The 23794-nt window shown below is 36.8% G+C and carries 20 protein-coding genes; 14 read left to right on the top strand and 6 right to left on the bottom strand.

Going from position 1 to position 23794, the window contains the following annotated elements; all coding sequences use genetic code 11:
* Positions 1-53: 53 nt before the first annotated feature.
* From J2786_RS13580 to J2786_RS13570, 3 genes are all read right to left on the bottom strand, one after another.
* Positions 54-512 (bottom strand): GNAT family N-acetyltransferase, encoded by a 459-nt coding sequence (locus J2786_RS13580; protein ID WP_047434087.1) that lies wholly within the window; start codon positions 510-512, stop codon positions 54-56.
* Complete coding sequence (locus tag J2786_RS13575; protein WP_047435863.1) at positions 512-1516, bottom strand: AAA family ATPase; 1005 nt, start codon at positions 1514-1516, stop codon at positions 512-514. Before J2786_RS13575 ends, J2786_RS13580 begins: the two co-directional genes overlap by 1 nt.
* A 268-nt stretch (positions 1517-1784) precedes the next feature.
* A complete protein-coding gene (locus tag J2786_RS13570) occupies positions 1785-3092 on the bottom strand; it encodes an Ig-like domain-containing protein (protein ID WP_052187115.1) in 1308 nt (435 codons plus the stop codon).
* A gap of 235 nt (positions 3093-3327) precedes the next feature.
* Between J2786_RS13570 and J2786_RS13565 the strand changes: the two genes are divergently transcribed.
* The 8 genes from J2786_RS13565 (at position 3328) to J2786_RS13530 (ending at position 12650) form a co-directional block, all read left to right on the top strand.
* Positions 3328-4662, top strand: a complete 1335-nt coding sequence (locus tag J2786_RS13565; protein ID WP_047434090.1) for a peptide-N-glycosidase F-related protein — start codon at positions 3328-3330, stop codon at positions 4660-4662.
* Positions 4663-4910: 248 nt separating this feature from the next.
* Complete coding sequence (locus tag J2786_RS13560; protein WP_047434092.1) at positions 4911-5384, top strand: DinB family protein; 474 nt, start codon at positions 4911-4913, stop codon at positions 5382-5384.
* Positions 5385-5498: 114 nt separating this feature from the next.
* The gene (gene rlmB, locus J2786_RS13555) at positions 5499-6248 is read left to right on the top strand and encodes a 23S rRNA (guanosine(2251)-2'-O)-methyltransferase RlmB (RefSeq protein WP_047434093.1); all 750 of its coding nucleotides are present in this window, start codon (positions 5499-5501) and stop codon (positions 6246-6248) included.
* A gap of 3 nt (positions 6249-6251) precedes the next feature.
* Complete coding sequence (locus tag J2786_RS13550; RefSeq protein ID WP_047434096.1) at positions 6252-7373, top strand: serine hydrolase domain-containing protein; 1122 nt, start codon at positions 6252-6254, stop codon at positions 7371-7373.
* Between the two features lie 13 nt (positions 7374-7386).
* Positions 7387-8436, top strand: coding sequence for a DUF6263 family protein (locus tag J2786_RS13545; protein WP_047434097.1), 1050 nt, complete (start codon positions 7387-7389; stop codon positions 8434-8436).
* A gap of 64 nt (positions 8437-8500) precedes the next feature.
* The gene (locus tag J2786_RS13540; RefSeq protein WP_047434099.1) at positions 8501-8731 is read left to right on the top strand and encodes a hypothetical protein; all 231 of its coding nucleotides are present in this window, start codon (positions 8501-8503) and stop codon (positions 8729-8731) included.
* Positions 8732-8762: 31 nt separating this feature from the next.
* Positions 8763-11303: a YfhO family protein gene (locus J2786_RS13535; RefSeq protein ID WP_047434101.1), complete on the top strand. Its 2541-nt coding sequence runs from the start codon at positions 8763-8765 to the stop codon at positions 11301-11303.
* Between the two features lie 57 nt (positions 11304-11360).
* Positions 11361-12650, top strand: coding sequence for a glycosyltransferase family protein (locus J2786_RS13530; protein ID WP_047434104.1), 1290 nt, complete (start codon positions 11361-11363; stop codon positions 12648-12650).
* A gap of 84 nt (positions 12651-12734) precedes the next feature.
* On the opposite strand, the gene J2786_RS13525 is transcribed toward J2786_RS13530, so the two are convergent.
* Entirely contained in the window at positions 12735-13376 is a 642-nt protein-coding gene (locus tag J2786_RS13525) for a hypothetical protein (RefSeq protein WP_047434107.1), read from the bottom strand.
* 131 nt (positions 13377-13507) lie between these two features.
* Here J2786_RS13525 and J2786_RS13520 point away from each other — a divergent pair, with 131 nt between their 5' ends.
* On the top strand, positions 13508-14473 hold the full coding sequence (locus J2786_RS13520; RefSeq protein ID WP_047434110.1) for a YpdA family putative bacillithiol disulfide reductase: 966 nt from the start codon (positions 13508-13510) through the stop codon (positions 14471-14473).
* Positions 14474-14566: 93 nt separating this feature from the next.
* Here J2786_RS13520 and J2786_RS13515 read toward each other — a convergent pair whose 3' ends face one another.
* Entirely contained in the window at positions 14567-15748 is a 1182-nt protein-coding gene (locus J2786_RS13515; protein ID WP_082002018.1) for an MFS transporter, read from the bottom strand.
* A gap of 303 nt (positions 15749-16051) precedes the next feature.
* On the opposite strand from J2786_RS13515, the gene J2786_RS13510 reads away from it, so the two are divergent.
* The 3 genes from J2786_RS13510 to J2786_RS13500 all read left to right on the top strand — a co-directional run bounded on the left by J2786_RS13510 (position 16052) and on the right by J2786_RS13500 (position 19867).
* Positions 16052-16933, top strand: a complete 882-nt coding sequence (locus J2786_RS13510) for an AraC family transcriptional regulator (protein WP_047434114.1) — start codon at positions 16052-16054, stop codon at positions 16931-16933.
* A gap of 89 nt (positions 16934-17022) precedes the next feature.
* Complete coding sequence (locus tag J2786_RS13505) at positions 17023-18951, top strand: oleate hydratase (RefSeq protein WP_047434117.1); 1929 nt, start codon at positions 17023-17025, stop codon at positions 18949-18951.
* 19 nt (positions 18952-18970) lie between these two features.
* Entirely contained in the window at positions 18971-19867 is an 897-nt protein-coding gene (locus J2786_RS13500) for a 3-hydroxyacyl-CoA dehydrogenase (protein ID WP_047434120.1), read from the top strand.
* Positions 19868-20211: 344 nt separating this feature from the next.
* Here the strand turns inward: J2786_RS13500 and J2786_RS13495 are convergent, their stop codons facing one another.
* Positions 20212-21885: a glutamine--tRNA ligase/YqeY domain fusion protein gene (locus J2786_RS13495; RefSeq protein ID WP_047434121.1), complete on the bottom strand. Its 1674-nt coding sequence runs from the start codon at positions 21883-21885 to the stop codon at positions 20212-20214.
* A 153-nt stretch (positions 21886-22038) separates the two neighbouring features.
* On the opposite strand from J2786_RS13495, the gene J2786_RS13490 reads away from it, so the two are divergent.
* Complete coding sequence (locus J2786_RS13490) at positions 22039-23169, top strand: alpha/beta hydrolase (protein ID WP_047434124.1); 1131 nt, start codon at positions 22039-22041, stop codon at positions 23167-23169.
* Positions 23170-23617: 448 nt separating this feature from the next.
* Entirely contained in the window at positions 23618-23785 is a 168-nt protein-coding gene (locus J2786_RS13485; RefSeq protein ID WP_156121559.1) for a bacteriocin-like protein, read from the top strand.
* The last annotated feature ends 9 nt before the right edge of the window (positions 23786-23794 follow it).

The following is a 23794-nucleotide window of genomic DNA, read 5'->3' as shown; positions in this document are numbered from 1 at the left end:
TTCAAGTTTTAAAATTCAAAGTTTAATGTTGGTGCGGGATCCGGGGTTTTGGGTTAGCCTTTAAACTCAATGGATACGTTCGACCATTCATTATCAAACTTTGTGTTGTATTTTTTATAAAAATTGATGGCTGGTTCATTCCAGTTCAATACCTGAAATACCATTCCACTGTAATTATTGGTTTTACCATATTCCAGCGTCGCATCAAATAATTTCTTTCCGATCTGCTTTCCTCTCAGCTTTTCAGTAACCACAAGATCTTCAAGATACAGTCTTCTTCCCTTCCACGTTGAATATCTGTCATAATACAGTGATATTCCAACTATTTCTCCTTCATATTCTGCCACGAAAGCTCCCCAAACAGGAGAAGCTCCGAAACCATCCTGAGTAAAATCCTCCAAAGTAACGGTTACTTCATGCAGTGCTTTTTCATACTCAGCCAATTCTTTTATCAAATCTAACATGGAAGCACAATCCTGCTGAACTGCTTTTCTTATGATCACATCACTCATTATGGTGCCTGTATTTTTGCTAAAATTCTATTGATAATTTCTTCTGTTGAAATTTCTTCGGCTTCAGCTTCAAACGTTAAACCTATTCTGTGTCTCAACACATCTTTTGCCAATGCTTTTACATCTTCCGGAATGACAAATGCTCTTCCTTTTAAGAAGGCGTAAGCTCTTGAGGCAATAGCAAGATTAATGGATGCTCTTGGAGAAGCTCCGAAACTGATATAATTTTTAAGTTCAGACAGTCCGTAATTTTCCGGATAACGGGTTGCAAACACCATATCCAGGATATATTTTTCAATTTTCTCGTCGAGATAAATCTGGTTGATCAGTTCTTTTGCATCTACAATGTCCTGAAGGGAAATTACAGGTTTTACCGTAGGCTGATGTGAAGTTGAAACCATTCTCATTACCTGTCTTTCGTCTTCAAAAGCAGGATAATCTATGGTACACTTCAACATAAAACGGTCGCTTTGTGCCTCAGGCAAAAGGTAAGTTCCTTCCTGATCAATTGGGTTTTGCGTTGCCAGTACCAGGAACGGTTTGGGAAGCTTCATGGTTTCATCACCAATGGTCACCTGTTTTTCCTGCATCACTTCCAGAAGAGCCGACTGTACTTTTGCCGGCGCACGGTTGATCTCATCCGCCAAAACAAAGTTCGCAAATACTGGTCCTTTTTTTATAGAAAAATCATTGTCCTTGATATTGAAGATCATGGTTCCTACTACGTCTGCAGGAAGTAAATCCGGCGTAAACTGAATCCTTGAAAAATCTCCGTGAACAGCATCTGCCAGTGTTTTTATCGCTAAGGTTTTGGCCAGTCCGGGTACTCCTTCAAGAAGAACGTGTCCATTTCCCAAAAGCCCTACCAAAAGACGGTCTACCATGTATTCCTGCCCAATAATAACTTTGTTGATTTCCTGTCTCAGAAGAGAAAATAAGTAGTTTTTTTCCTTTACTTTTTCCGTCAATTGGCGGATATCTTCAGCTTGATATATCTCTGACATAGCTTGATTTAAAATAAGTGGTAAATTTCTGATAAATACTTGCATTAATCAACATAATAAATGCCATTTTTGAGTTAAAGTTTGTTAAAAATCTTGGATTGACGAGACATTTAAAGCTATAACGCTGAATTTCTTAGGTATAAATAAACTCAAATTACATCAAGTCCTGTCTCTATTTTTATTATTATTCATAAAAAATGTCACAAATCACTTTTGCAACATTTTAATTTATCTTCTTGATTTTAGTCAGAAAATTGATTATATACTGTTAAAGTTTGGTTATAGTAATGGTAAATATATTTTCAGGAGCATCAGTAGTATCTTCATAAGCTCCGACATTTATAAAATAGTCTGTTCCAGACACCGTGGTAATCGTAAGCGTTTCTGCGGTACCTCCACCACCATTATCAACAGTTCCGGTACAGGATAAATTACTGCAGCTGCCACTATACACCCCTATCTGTGGATCATAGCTACTGCCGGAGGGCATAGTCACTTTAATAGTATACTGACTGCCATCACCAGTGAACTTAAACCATGTTCCATCATTCATTCCTGTATCTCCATTACTTGTACATACGCTTATATTTCCTGTGTTATTGGTCGTAGATACAGCGTCATCCTGAGTATAGCTGTAAGGAAATACGGATGCCAGCAATGCTCCTGTACATGCATCGTTTACTGGTATTGGAGGAACAGTTTTAAAAACAAGTTCTGAACATCCTGAAGATTCTGTATTCCCCGACACGGATGTTACTTTTAAATAATAAGTTGTTCCGGCTGTAAGTGCTGTGGAAGGGGTAAAACTATTTCCTGAAACGGTCTGCTGATTAATAACATCAGAGCTTCCTGAACTTGTGCCCAGCGAAATTTTGTAGGATGTAGCTCCTGAAGCCGGAAGCCAGCTGAAATTTGGGGTTAAAGAAATATTCTGAGTATTATTTACTGGATAAATAACAAAAGGACATGCCGGTCCGGCACTTGGTGTAAGGTCTGAAATGGTAACTGATGATTTATAATCCGCCCTGATACCTCCGGGAGGAGAAGCAATATCCACTACGGCGCGATCTCCTTTATAATACAGTGTTGAATAAGGAAGATGAGGGTAAACATGAAAAGCTTCATCAAAATTATTGATATCGATATTCGGAGAATTCTCTTTTGCCGCAATAACCAAATTATCAACATTATTATAAGCAAATGGTGTAGTAAAAACAACTTCAACTTTATTATTGTTCTTGGTTACAGTTCCTGTGAACACTTGTGTCAACTGTGCAGCAGGAATCCAGTCTGTACCTGAAGCAAAGGCAGTTTTTGACGTATGTCCAAGATAGACAGTCCAGTTTGAAGATTCAGTAATGGTAGAGGAAGAATCCACATAAAATGTAAGCCCTGTAATATTGCCTGCAGCATTGGCATTAACTTCCTGCTTAGGGTATATCTGCTGTACATAAGAATAGGAAAAAAAACTGCTTACAGGAGCAGTACCTACTGTTGAACTTCCAATATTGATGTTGATCTGAGCGTTCAACACCACTACTACAAAAAACAAAGCTAAAAGTAAAATTCTTTTCATTATTAATAATGTTTACCTGGAATACCATGCTAATTTAACAATAAATACTCTGATTACAGCAATAAAAAAAATATTTCATCACATAATTCAATATAAAGAAACAATTTAGACAAAAATATATCCAACATTAAAAACAATAAATATTCAACAACAAAACAACCATAAAATGTAAAAATAAAGAAATTAAAAGTAATTTTGATACATATTTAATATATTTACACTAAACATCAATAACATGTATAAAAAGCTATTCTTTTCCAGTTTTTTGATTACCAATCTCGTTTTCGCCCAAACGACAATGACCAATATAATTTCAGATGCTGTGTACTATGATGGCTATGCAGCGACAGTATCCAACCCTACGCCTGCCGGTTTGACGAGACTGACAAACGCCAGATACACAAGGAAGCTTACTGATGCTGAATTAGATGCTTTCAAAGCTAAGATTGCAATGCGGGTAACAATAGCGGCACTGTGTGATAATTATGATCGCCTTGGAGAGGTCTTTTTAGCAATGGTTCCTAAAAACCAATCTACTTATACTGTCGATGATCCTAATATCAAAAGAATTGAAGTAGGCAGATATATTACTCCTTTCATGAATAAAAACAAAACTCCTTCTGAAGTTCCCTATACCTATGATGTAAGTAATTTATACAGCATATTTCATGATACAGCATTACGTGGCCAGTATGATCTCTATATGGAATTAGATGTTTTCGGGGTTCCTTATGCTGCTCAAACTCAGGTCTCAGGCTGCGCAAACAGAATTGATGTTTTTTCAGGGACTCTTACTTTTTTCTCAACGGATACAGGAGCAACGCCTTCCGATACCAATACGCTCGTTCCGATACTAAGTTATAATAGCCTCAATAATTATAACAGCACTGATGTTACCGGAGAAACAGTTAGAATTGTTACTTTTAATCTGCCAAGCCCTGTTACCAATGCCCGTTTTTTTGTAATATCGACTCCGCATGGCGCCAACAGTGGTGGTGAAGAGTATGTCAGAAGACAAAACTATACCTATGTAGATGATGTACAAGTTCTCACCTATACTCCCGGAGGTATTTCATGTGAACCCTACCGCGTATACAACACTCAGGGGAACGGCATCTATGGTTCTTCCCCTAAAACCTTTGCTAACTGGACTTCATGGAATAACTGGTGCCCTGGAAATTCTGTTCCCATCAGAGAATTTGCAGTACCCAACTTAACTACAGGCTCTCACACCTTGAAACATACGATTCCAACTGCTGTTTTCAATCAACAGCAGGGAGAAGTAAGGCTATCGGTTTATATGCAAGGGAAAAGCAACACAACATTGAATGTAAAAGATATCAGAACAGTGGATGTAAATATTTACCCCAATCCTACTTCTGACTTTGTCAATGTAAAATCAAAAGTAGAAGTCAATTCAATAAGCATTTTCAATATGGAAGGCAGAAAACTTTCCGAGACTTATAAAGAGAACAGAATAGATCTTTCCTCATACAGCGCAGGAGTTTATTTTTTAAATATTGTTTTAAAAGATGGAACCACCTTTAAGCACAAAATCATAAAAAAGTAACTACAGACAGATCTTTCGAAATACAACATTAAAAACCCTCTCTGAAACTTTTCTCAGGAGGGTTTTATATTAATCGTCATGTAAAATCAAACGTAAAAATCCTCTGATATCAATCAAAAGCAGTAAAAAAACTCCTTTAATTCATTCTTTTCCCAAACCGTTAAAAAACTTTAACTTCAATCCTTTACCCAAAAAAATTGTCATTTCCAGTTTATTAAACTATTTTTGGTGATTAAAAATTTTGCAAAATGAATTATCATTTTCAAGCACACAGACAGGTAAGAAAGAACCTTTTAGATATCCTTCAGAACACATCTCATGAAGATTTGATTCTGATTCCGGATGGTTTCAACAACAATATTTACTGGAATATTGCACATACTGTTGCCACACAGCAGCTATTGCACTATTACTTGAGCGGAAACCCTTTCCGTATTGACAAGTATTGGATTGAAACCTACAAGAAAGGAACTTTGCCGAATTTAAATGTTCAGAAATCAGAAGTAGAAGATTTAGAATTTTTACTTACTGAAACTTCAAAGATTTTAATGAAGGATTATGACAGTGATTTCTTCTCAGATTACACTCCCTACACCACAAGTTTCGGAATGGATCTGAAAAGCATCCAGGATGCCATTATCTTCAACAATATGCATGAGAGCCTTCACTATGGATACGTGATGGCACAGAAAAGAGCAATTTTAGGAGAGAAAGGGAGATAGTGAATTTTGCTGCACAAGTCAATGGTCAAATGTGAATATATGCACATCAGAATTGACTTACAGCGTAAAATTCTCAATTGACAATTCACTCTATAACTATATAATAAATTTTCAATGAAAGACGATTTTATTTTCGGGCTGCGTCCCGTGATTGAAGCAATTGAAGCGGGAAAAACGATTGACAAGGTCTTTGTGCAGAATGCACTTCAGGGCCCTATTTATGCTGAATTAAAAGCCATTTTAGCGAAAAATAAAATCCGTCCCAATTATGTTCCGGTTGAAAAACTGAACCGTTTTACAAGAAAAAACCACCAGGGTGTGGTGGCTTTTATTTCGGATGTACCGTTTCATAAAGTGGAGGATATTGTTCCACAATTATTCGAACAGGGAAAAACTCCTTTTCTTTTGATTCTGGACAGACTTACAGATGTAAGAAACTTCGGAGCGATCTGCAGAACAGCAGAATGCGTAGGTGTGGATGCTATCATCATTCCGGAAAAGGGAGCCGCTCCTATTAACTCTGATGCTATAAAAACCTCTGCAGGGGCTATTTACAATATTAAAATATGTAAGGAAAACAACCTGGCTCATGCTGTAGATTTCCTTCAGCAAAGTGGAATTTCTGTATATGCAGCCAGTGAAAAAGCTCAGAAGTTGATTTATGATGTCAACCTTACAGAACCATGTGCAATTGTTATGGGAAATGAAGAAACCGGAATTTCTAAAGAAGTATTGCATCATGCTGATGAAAAAATAAAACTTCCTATTGAAGGAAAAACTCAATCTCTGAATGTTTCTGTAGCATGTGGAGCGATTTTGTATGAGGCGGTAAGACAGAAAATGACCGTGATACCAAATCCTTAAACCATGAAAATACAGTCACTTTTACCATTATTTTTTGTCCCGTTAGTTTTTAATGCACAGGCAAAAAAAGTAGCAACAGATAACCGCCTTACGACCGACCTTGATAAGATGGTTCAGAAAGAAGCTCTCACTTATATGCAGAATCCTGCACGCGTAGGACTTTCTATAGGTATTTTTAAAGATGGTAAAAGCTATTTCTATAATTATGGCACTACGGAAAGAGGAAAATCAGAACTTCCAACTTCCAAAAGTTTGTATGAGATTGCTTCCATTACCAAGACCTTTACCGGGACACTTCTGGCTCATGCTTTAGTGGATGGTAAAATTAAAATGGATGATGATATCCGAAAATATCTGGATGGGAAATATCCCAATCTTGAATTTGAAAAGCATCCTGTAACAATTGGTAATCTTACCAATCATTCATCAGGATTACCTCAGTTTTTGCCGGATCAGTCTGAAACATTCAAAAAACCAATGGACTCTGTTGCCATGGCATTAGCTGATTTTTATAAAAACTATTCAAAAAAGAAGTTTTATGAAGATCTTCATCAGGCAAAAGTAGATTTTGTTCCGGGAACAGACTATAAATATTCCAATGTAGGAACACAACTTACCGGGGATATCCTTGAAAAAGTATATCATAAAAGCTATGGAGAACTGCTTTCAGAGTATATTACAAAACCTCTGAAAATGAATCAGACCATTCTTGGTACGAATTCTGCACAGCTATTGACTTGTTATAACGAAAAAGGAAAGGTAATGCCCAGAAATTTCACAACCATCTTTGCGCCTGCCGGAGGAATAATATCCACTACGGAAGACCTTGTGAAATACATGCAGTATCATCTGGATGAGAATAATAAATATGTAAAAATATCCCATACTCCTCTTGTAAAAAGTGAGGGAGATGCTATTGGATTGTATTGGAGATTGCATACCTATAAAGACGGAGGCCAAGCCGTTTATCATACCGGAGGTACATTTGGCTTTTCAAGTGTGCTTCAGATTTATCCGTCAAAAAATATGGGAGTAGTCATACTTTCTAATGAATCAGATGGAGAATCTCAGGGGAAACTGCATGATATTGCAGATAATTTATTAAGAAATAGTAGTAAAAAATAAAGTTAAAAATCGAATGAAGAACATTGCAGCGCTTGCGCTTATATCATCAATAGCTCTTGTATCTTGTAAAAAAGAAACAGCAAAAATAACGAAAGTAGATCCTAAAACCGGAAAAACAGTAACAGTGGAAGTTCCTGCTGATTCTGTAGCAAAAGTTTCAGAAAACCCGGCCATCAAAGATTCTGCGGGAGTTATCACACAGACTTTCAAATTAGAAAAAGGAAAGACATATCCTCTTACCACTTATCAGAGAGATGTAAAAACAATGACAGATCCTCAGGGAAAATCTATCACTGCAACCAGCGAATCTACAGATGAAATGAATTTTGTAGTGGATGACATTAAAGGAAATGTGTATGAAATGACTCTTAACCTTGTTGCCAAGAGAAATTCTCAGTCTGCACAGGGAAAAACGGTAGTAGTAGACACCAAGCTTCCTCTTCCTAAAGAAGATGACCTTAAAATGATCTGGAATGTAAACAAAGCACTTACCGGAAACAAACTTCAGATGAAGATGGATACGAAAGGGAATGTGATTTCTATTACAGGATTTGATGCTGTTTACACAAAAGTAGGTAACGCTGTGGGTACACTGATCAAAGACGCCAACGAAAAAGCCAGTGTAGTAGCCAGCCTTAAGCAATCATTCAATGAAAAAGTTCTGAAAGATCAGTTTCACAAAAATCTGATGATCATTCCTAAAAAAGGAGTGAAAATGGGAGAAAAGTGGTCAACTTCTGAGAATGCTGATGCGAGCGGAAGCGTAAAAGTAACATCGAATTATGTACTGAAAAGCTTAGGAAACGGAGCGGCAGAAATTGCAGTAACCGGAGGTATTCCAAAGAAAACAGAGAAGAAAGCTCAGGGGCCTATCACACACAGCCTGAGCAGTGAACTGGTTCAGAACGGAACCATTAAGTTTGACGAAAGCACAGGATGGATTACCAACCAGAATATCAACGTAAAAACAACTCAGATAGAAACCATTTCAGATGGAAAACAATCTCAGTCTATGAAGAGCGTTTCCAATTCTTCGGTAATGGTAAATCCATCTGCTAAATAACTGAAGTAAACATTCAGGGTTTATCATATCATTTTTAAACCCTGAACCTTAAATTTTTTAAATTATGAAGTACATTCTTGAGTTAGTACTCACTGCCATTATTATTTTCTTTGTCTGGAACATTCTGAAAAGAATTTTCTTTAAGACATTTTATAGCTATCGTTTCAATAATGATAACCAGAATAACAGACAGCAGGACCTACAAAACTCGAATAAGAATAACCAACAGAACCTTAACTGGGATGCAGAAACTGTTGACTATGAGGAGGTGAAAGAGAGTAATGACAAAAGGTAAAAATTCCAAGAAATAAAAGATAATAACCAGCATGGCAAAAAATAAAAACTTAATTTATATTGCAATTTCATTAGTAGTATTTATAGTTTTAGCATTTTTATATTCCACTCCTGTATTTTCAGGAAAACAACTTTTTCAGCACGACATTGTGCAGTACCGAGGAGGTGCAAAAGAACTGCTTGACTATAGAGCCAATACCGGAAATGAAACCTATTGGAGTGACTCCATGTTTGGGGGAATGCCGACTTATCAGATGGGAAGCCAGTTCAAAGGTGATATCATCAAAAAAATCGACAGCAATCTGAATTTCCTGCCAAGGCCGGTTAATTATCTCTTCCTGCTATTTGCAGGTTTTTTCCTTTTGGGAATGGTAGTGGTCAGAAACTGGAAATACGCTCTTTTGGGAGCCACTTTCTTCGGGCTTTCCACCTATTTTTATATCATTATTGCGGCCGGACATAATGGTAAAGTAAATACCATTGAATACTTTGCACCACTGCTGGCCGGAATTTTACTGGTGTATATCAGAAAACAATATATCTGGGGGTTCATTGTCACGACCCTTTTTATGGGCCTTCAAATTGCTGCGAACCATCCTCAGATGACCTATTATCTGTTTCTTGCTTTAGGATTCTTATTCCTTTCTGAACTGATCAGAGCGATCCAGAAAAAGACACCAATGAAGCATTTTCTTATTTCGTCAGGAATTATCGCAGCATCATGTGTTATTGGGGTTGGAATGAATTCACAAAGAATCATGGCCAATTCTGAATACGTAAAAGAAACGGTTCGTGGAAAGCAGATTTTAGATAACGACAGCCATACTTCAGGTAAATCAGGAATGGATAAAGAAAGTATGCTGATGTGGAGCTATGGGCAACTGGAAACTTTAAACCTTTTCATCCCAAGATTAATGGGTGGTGGAAGTCAGGAACCTGAAGGAAAAGAAATCATGAACAGAGTTCAGGAACTGGTTCAGGAAAATGTAGGTTCACAGGCTGAAATGGATAGAATTTCCAAAGGTTTCAGCGGGGTAACCTATTGGGGAGACCAGCCAGGAACTTCAGGACCAGCCTATCAGGGAGCTATCGTATGTTTCCTTGCCTTATTAGGATTCTTTTTTGCTTCAAAAAAATACCGTTACTGGATTTTAGGTGCTTCCATCCTGACTATTTTGCTGGCCTGGGGAAGTAACTTCATGCCATTATCGGATTTCTTTATTGATTATGTACCGTTCTATAATAAATTCAGGGCTCCTTCTTCAATCTTAGTGGTAGTAGAATTATTATTCCCGTTAATTGCTATTCTGGGATTATACAGATTCTTTACAGACGAAAAGCTGACTGAAGAATACAAACAAAAAATCCTTCTTTATGTGGGAGGTGGAACATTAGGATTTTTATTGATTCTTTTAATCTTTGGAAAATCTTTATTAGGCTTTGCAACAGAAAACGAAAAGACTTATTTCCCTCCTTTCCTACTCGATTATCTTGTAGATGAGAGATATAAATTGTTCAGGGTAGATGCGATAAAAGCATTCATTTATGTAGCAATTACTGCAGCTGCGTTATTCTTAACTTTAAAGAAAAAGCTTAATCAGAATATTGCTTTGGTAGTGATTGGACTTGTAAGTTTATTTGATCTTTGGTCCGTCAACAAGCGTTATTTAAATGACGAAAATTATGTAGATAAAATCTTTGCCGAAAATCCTTTCCAGACCGAAAGCTCAGATCTGCTGGCTGAAAAAGTACAGGGAAACCCAAATCTGGAATCTATTTTATCCAATGTCAATATCAATAAAACATTGGAAACGATTGCAGAAAAAGACAAAACACACTACCGAATTTACAACCAGACACTGGGTGTAACCAGTGAAACCAACACCTCTTATTTTAAAGCTTCTATCGGTGGTTACCATGCTGTAAAACTAAGAAGATATGACGATGTACTGAATGAATACATCAATAATGTAGACAGTGTAAAAACACCTAATATCTTAAACTTATTAAATGCCAAGTACATGGTTTTCGGAGGGCCAGAGCAGCCACAGGTTGTCCCTAATCCAAAAGCCAATGGAAATGCATGGTTTGTAAGTGATTTAAAATTTGTAGATACTCCTAATCAGGAAATTAAATCTATCGGAACTATCGACAACAAAAAAACAGCTGTCATTGCTTCATCTGACAAATCATATTTTGACAATAAACCAGTTCAGGCAGATTCTACAGCATTTATCACTCTTACGAAATACCAGCCAAACGAACTTGAATTTAAATCTCAGTCTAAAACTCCACAATTGGCTGTATTCTCTGAAGTGTATTATCCTCACGGATGGAAAGTACTGGTAGACGAGAAAGAAGTTCCATATATCAAAGCAGATTATTTACTTCGTGCCGTACATGTTCCGGCAGGAAACCACCATATCAGAATGGTTTTTGAACCGGAAGTGATTGAAAAAGGGAAATGGCTTTCGCTTCTTTCATTTGGATTATTTATCCTGTTGGCAGCATTTGGAATTTTCTGGATGAATAAGAACAAGAAAAAAGAGATTGTAGCTGAACAAAAAGCTTAAATAATATAATATTACCTATGATGTCATTCAGAATGACAAAGACCATTAAGTAAATAAATGGAACAAAAGAAAATATTGATTATCACCTATTACTGGCCTCCTGCGGGAGGTCCTGGTGTTCAAAGATGGCTGAAGTTTGCAAAATATCTGCCGGATTTCGGCTGGAAACCGATCATCTATACCCCGGAAAATCCCAGTTATCCATTGCTGGACGAAACGTTGATGAAAGATGTTCCGGAAAATATTGAGATGGTAAGAACTACAATCTGGGAACCTTATCAGCTGGCTGAAAAACTGAATAAGAGCAATAAAAAATTTAAAGCCGGACAATTTGATGTAGGAAAAAATCAGAGCTGGAAATCCAGACTTTCGATCTGGGTAAGGGGTAATTTTTTCATTCCTGATGCCAGAGTTTTCTGGGTAAAACCTTCTGTTAAGTTTCTGGAAAAATACCTGAAAGAAAATTCGATAGACACAATCGTTACTTCCGGCCCACCCCACTCTCTCCATTTGATTGGTTTAGGGCTTAAAAATAAAATGCCGGATTTGAAATGGATTGCCGATTTCCGAGATCCATGGACAGAAATTTCCTATTATAAACACCTGAAATTAACCAAAAGTTCAGATAAAAAACACCGCCAGCTGGAAAGTGCTGTATTTAAAAATGCGGATATCACGCTGGCTACAAGTTATACTGATGCGGAAAACTTCAGGAAAGCAGGAGCCAATGCGGTTTGTATTACGAACGGATTTGATGAGAGTGATTCTGATAATAATGTAAAAGGACAAATAAGTCAAGCATTTACCTTAAGTTATATCGGTGTTTTGGAACAACTCAGAAATCCTGAGAATCTTTGGAAAGCACTCGACGAACTGGTGAAAGAAAATGCTGAATTTGCAACTGATTTTAAGTTGAAATTTGTAGGAAGAATCGATGATAAAATCCTTCAGGCTATCGAAAATTCAAGTCTGAAAAACCATATCCTGAATCTCGGATATCTTGCTCATGGGAAAGCTGTAGAAGAAATGCAGAGCTCAGATTTGCTTCTTATTACCAATTTCCCGAGCGAATCTTCAAAAGGAATTATCCCTGGAAAAATATTTGAATATCTCGCTTCAGGAAAACAGATCCTGTCATTCGGTCCGGATAGAGCTGATGTTGCAAAAATTCTGGAAGAAACCCAGGCAGGAAAACATTTCAGTTATCAGGATACAGAAACTGTCAAGAAATTTATTCTTGAAAAATTTGAGCTGTGGAAAAATGGCAGCCTGGTAGAAAACACTCAGCATATTGAACGCTTTTCAAGAAAAAATCTTACCCAACAACTGACTGAAGTTTTGAAATAAAAAAAAGAAAGGAAGTTAGAGGCCGGAAGCTGGAAGTTTATTCCATTTCCCTGCTTCTAACTTTTAACTTTTAACTTTAAACCTCTATATCGTCCACTGGTCATTCACTACAGCAATCAGATAATATTTACCCTGAAATTCTTCAAACACAAAACGAACTGTTTTCCAATCCATTTCACCGGATTTTTCAGTTCCTTTGATATAGTTTTCTGTGAAATCAGCTTTTGGATAAATCTCCTTTAAATTATTCAGGGAATTTCCTCCTCCGATAAATTTATTTAATGAATATTGGGAAACTGTAAAATCCTTAGAAAACACCCATTTTCCAAGATAATCATTGATCGTTGCTTTATACGGATCGCCTGAACCATCTTGTGCTCCCCAGGTAAACAAAGTTTTTGTAGGCTGATATTTTTCAAAATCTGCTTTGGAAAAATGTTTATCTTCCTTTACATTAACAAAAGCATACATTGAAAAACGAATTCCTTTTTCGGGATGAATCAAAGAAGTAAAGGTAGTATAATCTTTAGTCTTAAGTGATTTCAAAACCTCATCATTTGTCTGCTTTAAAACAGCTTCTTTATTGTCATTATTCTGAACGGTGCCTGCACTGTCTGTTTTATTTTGTGCAATGGAATCTATCACATTGGGAACAGGTTTTCCTGCCTCTTTTTTACAGGCTACAGCCAGAACCAAAACAGCCAATGGAATAAGTAATTTTTTCATATTTTATATTTAGCAATTCGTAAAAAACACCAAAACTGATGCCAAGTGGTAAATGATGTAAAGAGATAAAGACTATGAGAGTTCATGAGTTATAGCTTCTCATTTTAAAAATTACATCGTACATTTGTTAGATGGAAATATTGGATATTCTCATTATCGGGGCCGGACCCATCGGTTTGAACTGCGCCCTTGAAGCTCAAAAAAACAATCTTAGTCATGCAATCATAGAAAAAGGAACTATTGTCAATTCACTGTACAATTATCCTTTATACATGCGTTTTTTCTCCACTGCGGAAAAGCTGGAGATTGATGAAGTTCCGTTTATTTCTACCGCTCCAAAACCGGGAAGACAGGAAGCACTGGAATACTATCAGGGCATTGCCAGACAAAAAAATCTGAAAATCAATCTCTATGAAAAAGTTCTGAATGTTTCTAAAAGGGATGAAATATTTGAGATCAAAACCGCCAAAGCAATCTATCAGGCTAAAAATGTAGTTATTGCTACCGGATTCTATGATATTCCAAACCTGATGAATATTCCCGGTGAAAATCTTCCGAAAGTTAAACATTATTATACGGAACCTTACCCTTACGCAAGACAGAAAATTGTTGTGGTAGGATGCAGTAATTCTGCTGTAGATGCAGCGTTGGAAACGTATCGGAAAGGAGCTGAAGTTACAATGATTATCCGTCATGCTGAGATTTCCAAAAGTGTAAAATATTGGGTAAAACCGGATATAGAAAACAGAATTGCAGAAGGCAGCATTAAGGCTCATTTTAATGCAGAAATGATCGAAATTAAAGAAAATTCTGTTGTTTTTAAAGATGAGAAAGGAGAAACACACGAAATTGACAATGATTTCGTATTGGCTATGACGGGTTATCTTCCGGATTTTGATTTCCTGAGAAATTCTGGTATTGAACTCAACGGAGATTGCCTGAACCCATTTTACAATCCTGAAACAATGGAAACCAATATTCCCAATCTCTATCTTGCGGGAGTGGTGTGTGGAGGAAAAGATACTCATCTCTGGTTTATTGAAAACTCCAGGATTCATGCGAATATGATCATCAGTTCGATTATTTCAAAATTTTAATCATAGACGGACTAATATATATTAAAAAGACTTCGGGCAATTTCTACGAAATTGCCCGAAGCCTTTTATTTTAAAATTCATGAATCAAAAGCATTATATAATATCTTCTTCAATTATATTTTTATCCTTAAGCATCCACGGAATGATAAAGTAAAAGCCGATGGCAATAACTGCAGCCAATACTCCAGTTCCGATCCAAAGGGTGCTGAATCCTAGTTTTTCTGCAATCAGTGTTCCTATATAAGGTGTAATGATAAATGCAATGGAAAATGACATTCCGTTCAACCCCATGTAGGCACCTTTATTATTCTCTCCTGAGCGTAATGCGGTAATGGTTGACATAAAAGGAAGCGTCCATATTTCTCCTACACAAAGTAAGGTCATAGACAGCACAAGGGTAATCATACTATAATCGAAAGCCAGCATTGCATAAGAAACTCCACACAGGAAAGTCCCGATAAGCATGGTAAAAGCTAAAGTAAAATACTTTTCAGCAATCTGTACCAGTCCCATTTCAAGCAGCACAATAAGGAAACCGCTGTATCCCAGAATATACCCGATATTTTGCTGGCTCATATGTGCCGTATCTTTATAAAATATCGTCAGCGTACTGAACAACTGGAAGAAACATATAGAAAACAACATACAGAATACACAGTAAATCAAAAACTTACCATCACGATATGGAGAGCTTTCTTTTTTAATAACAATGGCTTCTTTTACCTTTTTCGCCTGTTGCTTAGCTAATCTTGCACGGTCTTTAAAAAACCAGATATACATCAGCCCTGCCAGCAAAGCAGCCAGCGCATTACTGAAAAACAGAAACTCATAAGAAATAGCAGATAAAATACCTCCCAAAGCGGGCCCGATAGAAAATCCAAGATTTACCGCCATTCTGTTCAGAGAGAAAGCTCTTGTGATATTTTCAGGTTTTGCATATTTGGTAATCGCCACCGAATTTGCCGGACGGAAAGTTTCACTGACAATACTCTGCGCTAAAATAATTCCCGCCAGACCAGCTTCCGTCGTAAAGAGCGGAATCAGACAGAACAAAGGAACACTAAGAAGTAAGCTCAGACTCTGTACTCTGTATTCGCCTATTTTATCCGTAATCATACCTCCCAGCCATGATCCGATCACCGAACCTATTCCAAAAAAGCTCAGTACAATTCCGGAGTTTTCAATACTGAAATGTAAATGATTCGTCATATAAACTCCCAGAAACGGAAGTACCATAGAACCGGCCCTGTTGATGAGCATTACCAACGCCAGCATCCAACTCTCCTGCGAGAGTCCTTTGAAAGAACTCGTATATACGTTAATTAATCTCACAATAATATTTTGGGGAAATTTGAAAGTGCAAAATTAGATAAAAATAACCCAAAAGCCTGTATTTAAACCTCTTTTTTATAAATAACATCGATTAAAACAGAATAACATCGATAGCCTGAAAAAAATAATTTTTTAACACACAAAAAACGAAAAAACTTTCGTGAAAATCGTAAATTGCATTAACAATAAGGGTTTTTAAACTAAAACCATTTAAAAACACAATAAAAATCTAACCGATACTGAAGAATGGTAACCTACGAAAATTTACATGATACGCTATCTTTTTACAGTATTGACTGCCGGCAATCCTACTACATTTCTTCAGGAAAACCCATTTTTGAATTTCCAAAGGCTCCTTTCAGAATGGATTATTATGCTCTGTGTGTCTGTACTGCCGGAGAAATCAGTATTGAGATAGATCGTCAGGAATATAAAGTAGATGTTCATTGTTTTCTTATTGCAGCCCCTTCCACAATTGTAAAATTTGGAAAAACCAGTGATGATTTCACAATGAAACTGTTGTTCTTTGACAAAAATTTTCTGATTAAAAATATTTCCAATCCTTTTATCATTGAAAAAATGAACCTTTTCTCTAAAGGTTCATACAACATCATCAAAACTACGGCAACAAATTCGTCACTGCTGCAAAATCTTCTGGATTATCTTGACAAAAAATCTCAAAAGGAAGGAAAGTTTACGGAAGAAATTATCCGTACCATTATTTTCAATCTGTTGCTGGAGACCGCTGAGATTATAGAACAGGAAAACGCCGCGAATCCCGATAAAAAAGAAGAAGGAAAAAAAGACCTTTATCTTAAATTTGGTCAACTGATCAGAGAAAATATTACCAGAGAGCGAATGGTTCAGTTTTATGCGGATCAACTTCATGTTTCCAATAAATACCTCATTGAGATTATTAAAAAAGCAAGCGGAAAAACTCCTCATGAGGTTATTGATGAAGCTTTACTGAAAGAAGCTTATGTCATGCTCGGAAATCCGGATATGACGATTTCTGAAATTGCATTCGGGTTACAATTTAACTCCGCCTCGGCTTTCGGCCGTTTCTTTAAAAAACATACTACGCTTTCTCCATCAGAATACAGAATGAAAGAAAATATTCAGTTATGAGAATTTGGGGATAATAATTCTGAACTTGGGGATATATATCGCTTTTTGAATAGAGGTACCTTTATACTGTTAATTAAAAACAATAAAAGATGAGTACGATCAATTCAAAATTCGATAAAGTTTTAAAAGCCTCTGACCAGTTTGGAAATGTAAACCACGAACCGGATTCAAGTAAAGAAGTTCAGATTAACACTCCTGAAAAAACGATGCCTTTCTCCGATCAGATCGGAAACTATCAACGTAATAAAGGTATCCCCTTACAATCTTATGAAAACAGTAAAATTTATATTGTAGGAAGCGGAATTGCAGGGATGTCTGCCGCTTATTATTTTATCCGTGATGGCCGTGTACCAGGTAAAAATATTATTTTCCTTGATCAGCTGAATGTTGAAGGCGGATCTCTGGATGGAGCCGGTAACGCAAAAGACGGTTACATCATCCGTGGAGGAAGAGAAATGGATATGACCTATGAAAATTTATGGGATATGTTCCAGGATATTCCAGCTTTGGAGCTTCCTGCGCCTTACAGTGTATTGGATGAATACCGTCTTGTTAATGACAACGACCCGAATTACTCCAAAGCAAGATTGATCCACAATCAGGGACAGATCAAGGATTTCAGCAAATTCGGACTTGAGAAAAAAGATCAGCTAGCGATTGTAAAACTGCTGTTAAAGAAAAAAGAAGAACTGGACGATCTTACCATTGAAGATTATTTTTCTGAATCTTTCCTCAACAGTAATTTCTGGTTCTTCTGGCGTTCTATGTTTGCCTTCGAAAACTGGCACAGCTTACTGGAACTGAAACTGTATATGCACAGATTCCTTCATGCCATTGATGGAATGAAAGATTTCTCATGTCTGGTATTCCCAAAATATAACCAGTATGATACCTATGTAACTCCATTAAAAAACTTCCTGGTAGAAAAAGGAGTACAGATTCAGTTCAACACGTTGGTAAAAGACCTTGATATTCATATCAATACAGAAGGAAAAACGGTAGAAGGAATCATCACTGAACAAAATGGAGAGGAAGTAAGAATACCGATTGGTAAAGATGATTATGTTATCGTAACTACCGGTTCTATGACCGAAAGTACTTTCTACGGAGACAACACAACTGTTCCTGAAGTTACGATAGACAACAGCAGTGCAGGACAAAGTGCCGGATGGAAACTTTGGAAAAATTTGGCAGCAAAATCCGAAGTGTTCGGGAAACCTGAAAAATTCTGTAGCCATATTGAAAAATCTTCATGGGAATCTGCTACATTAACCTGTCGACCTTCAGCTTTTACAGAGAAACTGAAAGAATTGTGTGTGAATGATCCGTATTCAGGAAGAACAGCTACAGGAGGTATTATTACCATTACAGACTCTAATTGGGTAATGAGTTTTACCTGCAACAGACAGCCACACTTCCCTACTCAGCCGGATGACATCCTTGTAGTTTGGGTATATGCTTTACTGATGGATAAAGAAGGTAATTACATTAAAAAAACAATGCCTCAGTGTACCGGAAACGAGATTCTGACCGAGCTGTGTTATCATCTGGGAATAAAAGACCAGCTGGATAATGTGATAGAAAATACCATTGTACGTACGGCATTCATGCCTTATATCACTTCTATGTTTATGCCGAGAGCGATGGGAGACCGTCCGAGAGTCGTTCCAGAAGGATGTACCAACTTAGGTCTTGTAGGACAGTTTGTAGAAACCAACAATGATGTGGTCTTCACTATGGAAAGTTCTGTAAGAAGTGCGAGAATAGCCGTTTATAATCTTCTTAATCTTAATAAACAGGTTCCGGACATCAATCCGTTGCAGTATGACATCAGACATCTACTGAAAGCAACTCAGGCTTTGAATGACTATAAGCCTTTCTTAGGTGAAGGAATTTTAAGAAAAATATTAAAAGGAACTTATTTTGAACATATCCTTGTCAACCGTCCTGAAGAAAAAGAAGAACATGAATCTTTCCTAACCAGATTTCAGGAATGGGTAAAAGGAGTAAAAGATTAAAAGACTAAATATAAATCTCATGGATTTTAAAAATATTACGATAGCAGGAAGTGGTGTATTAGGATATCAGATTGCCTTCCAGACTGCCTATCATGGCTTCAAAGTAACCGTATATGATATCAATGATGAAGTATTGGAAAAAGCCAAAGGTAAATTCACCGCTTTAAGTGAAGCTTACACAAAAGACCTGGGGGCAACACAGGAACAACTTGATGTCACCTTTAAAAATATCAGCTATTCATCTGATCTTGCCGAAGCGGTAAAAGATGCCGATCTTCTGATAGAAGCAGTTCCTGAAGATCCAGCCATTAAAACTGAATTCTACCATAAACTGGCTCAGGTAGCCCCTGAAAAAACAGTATTTGCAACGAATTCTTCCACCCTGCTTCCAAGTCAGTTCGCTGAGGATACAGGAAGACCGGACAAATTTGTAGCCCTTCATTTTGCCAATGAAATCTGGAAGCATAATACCGGAGAGGTAATGCGCCATCCGGGCACTTCTCAGGAAGTATTTGATTCAGTCATCAAATTTGCAAAAGATATTGGAATGGTTGCCTTACCTATCCAGAAGGAACAACCTGGATATATTGTCAATTCATTATTGGTGCCGCTGCTTGACGCTGCAGTCAGTCTCTGGGTGAATGAAGTAGCAGATGTAGAAACAATCGACAAGACCTGGATGGTTGCTACCGGAGCACCAACCGGCCCGTTTGGAATTCTGGATGTTGTAGGAATTACAACCGCTTATAATATCAATAAAATAGAAGCTGAAGAAACTCAGGATCCATTAAAGATCAAAGCTGTAGAAAAATTAAAAGAAGAATTTATTGATAAAGGAAAACTGGGAGTATTGACAGGGGAAGGATTTTACAAATATCCTAATCCTGCTTATCAGGACAAAGACTTTTTGACATAGAATCCTGAACTTCAAATTTTAAGCTATAAAATAAAATCAGGACTTCATTTGGAGTCCTGATTTCGTTTATAAAATTGTATGTTGGAAAACGCAAAGACGCAAGTTTATTTTTTTAAACCGTTTTAAGACGCAAAGATTTTATCTCCGATAAAATTTCATGCATCTTATTCCTGGTGATCAAAATGATGATTGATTAAATATTACACTTGCCGGAACTCTTTGATTTCTCTGCGCCTTAAATATCCACCATATATAAAATTCTTAGCACCTTAGTTTTCCATTAAAAACAAAAAAGCAGAACTCCCAATGAAGTTCTGCTTTATGTTTATTATTTATTTCTGAAATTATTCAGGTTTATAAGAATCTTTCAGTGTTACTGTACGGTTAAATACCAGCGTATCTTCTGTAGAATCCTGATCTTTTGTAAAGTATCCGATTCTTTGGAACTGTAAGGGTTCTCCCACAGCAACTTCTTTCAGGCTTGGTTCAGCAAATCCTTTTACCGTTGTTACAGACTCAGGATTGATGAAGTTTAAGAAATCTACATCTTTTTCTGCATCAGGTTGTTCCACTGTAAACAGTTGGTTGTAGATTCTTACTTCTACAGGAATAGCATGTTTCGCAGATACCCAGTGTAAAGTTCCTTTTACTTTTCTTAAACTTTCTTCTGTTCCGCTGCCTGATTTACTCTTCTCATCATAAGTAGCGTAGATCGTTGTAATCTCACCATTTTCGTCCTTCTCTACTCTTTCAGCTTTGATGATGTACGCAGATTTTAAACGAACTTCTCCACCTAATTTAAGTCTGAAGAATTTATTGTTAGCTTCTTCTTTGAAATCTTCACGTTCTATATAGATTTCTCTCGAAAATGGTACTTCTCTTGTCCCTGCATTTTCCTGTTCAGGGTTATTTTCAGTTTCTAACCATTCTTCCTTGTCTTCCGGATAGTTTTCGATCACTAATTTCACGGGATCTACAACTGCCATCACACGCTTGGCAACCTTATTCAGATCTTCGCGCACACAGAAATCAAGCAACTGAATTTCAATAAGATTTTCTCTTTTCGCTACTCCCACTTTTTCAATAAAGTTTCTGATAGAAACAGGAGTAAATCCTTTTCTTCTCATCCCTGAGATCGTAGGCATTCTAGGATCATCCCATCCGGTTACAACTCCTTCAGCTACCAGTCTCTGAAGCTTTCTTTTGGAAGTAATCATATAGGAAACATTCATCCTTGCAAATTCTCTCTGCTTGTTTTTCACCTTTCCTTCTTCATACACCTGATCCAGATACCAGTTGTACAATGGTCTGTGGTTTTCAAACTCCAGAGAACAAAGTGAATGTGAAACCTGTTCTATATAATCGGATTCACCATGAGCCCAGTCGTACATCGGATAAATTTTCCAGGCTGTACCTGTTCTGTGGTGAGGCTTATTCAAAATTCTGTACATCACAGGGTCACGCATATTCATGTTAGGCGAAACCATGTCGATTTTTGCACGAAGAGACATCGAACCGCTTTCAAATTCTCCGTTTTTCATTCTTTCGAATAAATCTAATGATTCTTCAACAGGACGATTTCTATATGGAGATTCAATTCCCGGTTCTGCAGGATTTTTTCTTTGCTCCGTAATCACTTCAGACGGCTGCTCATCTACATAAGCTTTTCCTTCTTTAATTAACTGAACTGCCCAATCGTAAAGCTGCTGGAAGTAATCGGATGCGTACAAAACTTTATCCCATTTGAAACCCAGCCATTCAACGTCTTTCATGATAGAATCTACAAATTCCTGTTCTTCTTTTTCAGGATTCGTATCGTCGAAACGAAGGTTTACGGGAGCATTGTATTTTTCACCCAGCCCAAAGTTGATGCAGATCGCTTTAGTGTGTCCTACATGCAGATAACCATTGGGTTCAGGTGGAAAACGGAAACGGATCTGATCTCTTTTCAGACCGTTTGCCAAATCATCTTCTATAATTTGCTCAATAAAATTGAGTGATTTTTTTTCTTCTTCCATTAAAGTAGCTTTTATTTTTTAGCAAAAAAAGTTTCACAAAGTTACGGAAAAATAAGCTTTTGTAAAAGTGGTAATTTAAAAGCCTGACCTGTTGTATTTCAATAATTTTCACTAATTTCGGGAAGCTAGTACCATTTTAACCCATTATCCGTCATGGCAGTTTATATCTTAAGCAACCGGAAAATTATCAGACATAAAGGTGAAAGAGTAGATTCTTTTTCCAATGAAGAATACTCAATTCCTAATTTCAGGATCGCCAAATGTGATTTTGACGATGATACAGAACCTGCTGCACAGGTCAAAAAGAAAAAAGACTATACCAACAGAAATATTTTAAATTACAGGCTTTTTTCTGAACCTGAAAAACAGGGCTATGAAGAAGTTTTAGATGTTCTGTTGAGTGAAAAAGGAATTAAAAAATCCTCTCTTACAGCCAATAATCTTGGCGGAACCCAACGAATGTTTTATGAACTGTACAAGAATATGTCTTCTACCAAAGACAGAAGTGACGTTCTGATATTCATCCATGGTTATCTGTATGATTTTGATGACGAATTAAAGGCTATCCTCGATCTGAAGAAAATATTCATTGATAATCCCGCGTCTCCTATAGAGCATATTTTATTTGTAAGCTGGCCTGCCTCCGGCAGTATGATCCCACTGAGCTATTTTGATGATAAGGCTTCAAGCATCAATTCCGGAACATCTCTGGTGAGATTGTTTTATTTCTACACTCAGTTTTTAAAAGATATCTTTTCCAACAGGGATCTTGCACCCTGCAATCAAAGAATACATCTTATGGCTCACTCTATGGGAAACAGAGTGCTTCAAAGCATGTTATACAGCCTTAAAAGGGAAAATATTCTTCGTGTAATAGACCAGGTTCTCCTGCTGAACGCTGATGTGAGCTATAAAGTATTTGAAGATTCGGAGAATTCATTTAATAAACTACCCTTATTAGCCAACCGGATTTCCATTTACTTAAACAGACAGGATATTATTCTGGGAGCTTCTCAGTTTACGAAAAATATTCTTACCCCAAGGCTTGGTAAAAACGGACCAAGTGATATTGATCATTATAAAGATATTGTGTCTGTTATTGACTGTACTTTCGTAAAAGATGATTTGCTTGACAGCTTTAAATATGAAGTAGGAAATCATTGGGGATACCTCTCAAGCTCTCAGGTACAGAAAGATATCTTTCAAAATTTGTACGGGGTTGACAGAAATCTTATCACTAACAGGTCTAAAGATAGTGAAAACATTTTCACAATTAATTCTTAACAAATAATTAAAATACTCCCTGAAAAATGAATTATACGTTAAAAATTAGCTAAAAAACATCAGTATGGCACAATGATTGCTAATTCATTTGTTAGGGAATTACAATTTTTAATTATGGGACAGATTAAAAAAAGGTTTTCTAATATATTGAACTATATAAAGAAAGCTATTTTCGTAAAAGATGTGATTTAATTGTGTAACAACCTCTAAATCAACAAAATATTCGATTCGTAACTGCCAGGTCTTCCTACAGACCGGATTAAAAAAATTCAAATACGCTGAACAGGAAGGGATTGCCAGGTTAAAAAACTGAGACCAACCAAATTCATATTCAATACTATCTAAATATTTCAGAGGAATTGTTAAATATTATTAAATAATTCCCAACATGTTGTATAATTCAAAAAAGTTATCGACATTTACTTACCAATCAAACAAAATCTATACCATGAAAAATTTAAAGAAAATCAAAAGAGGAGAATTGAAAACCATCAAAGGAGGAAGACCGCCTCTGGGATGCAACAGCTGGAATCCGGTTGCGATGTGCTGCCGATCATGGGCACCAGACTATTGTGGTCAGACTACCTGCCCGGATTCACCTCCACCATTATGCTAATTAATTGCT

The sequence above is a fragment of the Chryseobacterium vietnamense genome (genome assembly GCF_031454475.1).
Lineage (GTDB): Bacteria > Bacteroidota > Bacteroidia > Flavobacteriales > Weeksellaceae > Chryseobacterium > Chryseobacterium vietnamense.
This window is presented reverse-complemented; position numbering and strand designations above follow the sequence as displayed.

Bases quoted from the DNA above. Each gene is read 5' to 3' on its own strand.
- J2786_RS13580 (WP_047434087.1), bottom strand. From the start codon at position 512: ATGAGTGATGTGATCATAAGAAAAGCAGTTCAGCAGGATTGTGCTTCC.
- J2786_RS13575 (WP_047435863.1), bottom strand. From the start codon at position 1,516: ATGTCAGAGATATATCAAGCTGAAGATATCCGCCAATTGACGGAAAAA.
- J2786_RS13570 (WP_052187115.1), bottom strand. From the start codon at position 3,092: ATGAAAAGAATTTTACTTTTAGCTTTGTTTTTTGTAGTAGTGGTGTTG.
- J2786_RS13565 (WP_047434090.1), top strand. From the start codon at position 3,328: ATGTATAAAAAGCTATTCTTTTCCAGTTTTTTGATTACCAATCTCGTT.
- J2786_RS13560 (WP_047434092.1), top strand. From the start codon at position 4,911: ATGAATTATCATTTTCAAGCACACAGACAGGTAAGAAAGAACCTTTTA.
- rlmB (WP_047434093.1), top strand. From the start codon at position 5,499: ATGAAAGACGATTTTATTTTCGGGCTGCGTCCCGTGATTGAAGCAATT.
- J2786_RS13550 (WP_047434096.1), top strand. From the start codon at position 6,252: ATGAAAATACAGTCACTTTTACCATTATTTTTTGTCCCGTTAGTTTTT.
- J2786_RS13545 (WP_047434097.1), top strand. From the start codon at position 7,387: ATGAAGAACATTGCAGCGCTTGCGCTTATATCATCAATAGCTCTTGTA.
- J2786_RS13540 (WP_047434099.1), top strand. From the start codon at position 8,501: ATGAAGTACATTCTTGAGTTAGTACTCACTGCCATTATTATTTTCTTT.
- J2786_RS13535 (WP_047434101.1), top strand. From the start codon at position 8,763: ATGGCAAAAAATAAAAACTTAATTTATATTGCAATTTCATTAGTAGTA.
- J2786_RS13530 (WP_047434104.1), top strand. From the start codon at position 11,361: ATGGAACAAAAGAAAATATTGATTATCACCTATTACTGGCCTCCTGCG.
- J2786_RS13525 (WP_047434107.1), bottom strand. From the start codon at position 13,376: ATGAAAAAATTACTTATTCCATTGGCTGTTTTGGTTCTGGCTGTAGCC.
- J2786_RS13520 (WP_047434110.1), top strand. From the start codon at position 13,508: ATGGAAATATTGGATATTCTCATTATCGGGGCCGGACCCATCGGTTTG.
- J2786_RS13515 (WP_082002018.1), bottom strand. From the start codon at position 15,748: ATGCTGGCGTTGGTAATGCTCATCAACAGGGCCGGTTCTATGGTACTT.
- J2786_RS13510 (WP_047434114.1), top strand. From the start codon at position 16,052: ATGGTAACCTACGAAAATTTACATGATACGCTATCTTTTTACAGTATT.
- J2786_RS13505 (WP_047434117.1), top strand. From the start codon at position 17,023: ATGAGTACGATCAATTCAAAATTCGATAAAGTTTTAAAAGCCTCTGAC.
- J2786_RS13500 (WP_047434120.1), top strand. From the start codon at position 18,971: ATGGATTTTAAAAATATTACGATAGCAGGAAGTGGTGTATTAGGATAT.
- J2786_RS13495 (WP_047434121.1), bottom strand. From the start codon at position 21,885: ATGGAAGAAGAAAAAAAATCACTCAATTTTATTGAGCAAATTATAGAA.
- J2786_RS13490 (WP_047434124.1), top strand. From the start codon at position 22,039: ATGGCAGTTTATATCTTAAGCAACCGGAAAATTATCAGACATAAAGGT.
- J2786_RS13485 (WP_156121559.1), top strand. From the start codon at position 23,618: ATGAAAAATTTAAAGAAAATCAAAAGAGGAGAATTGAAAACCATCAAA.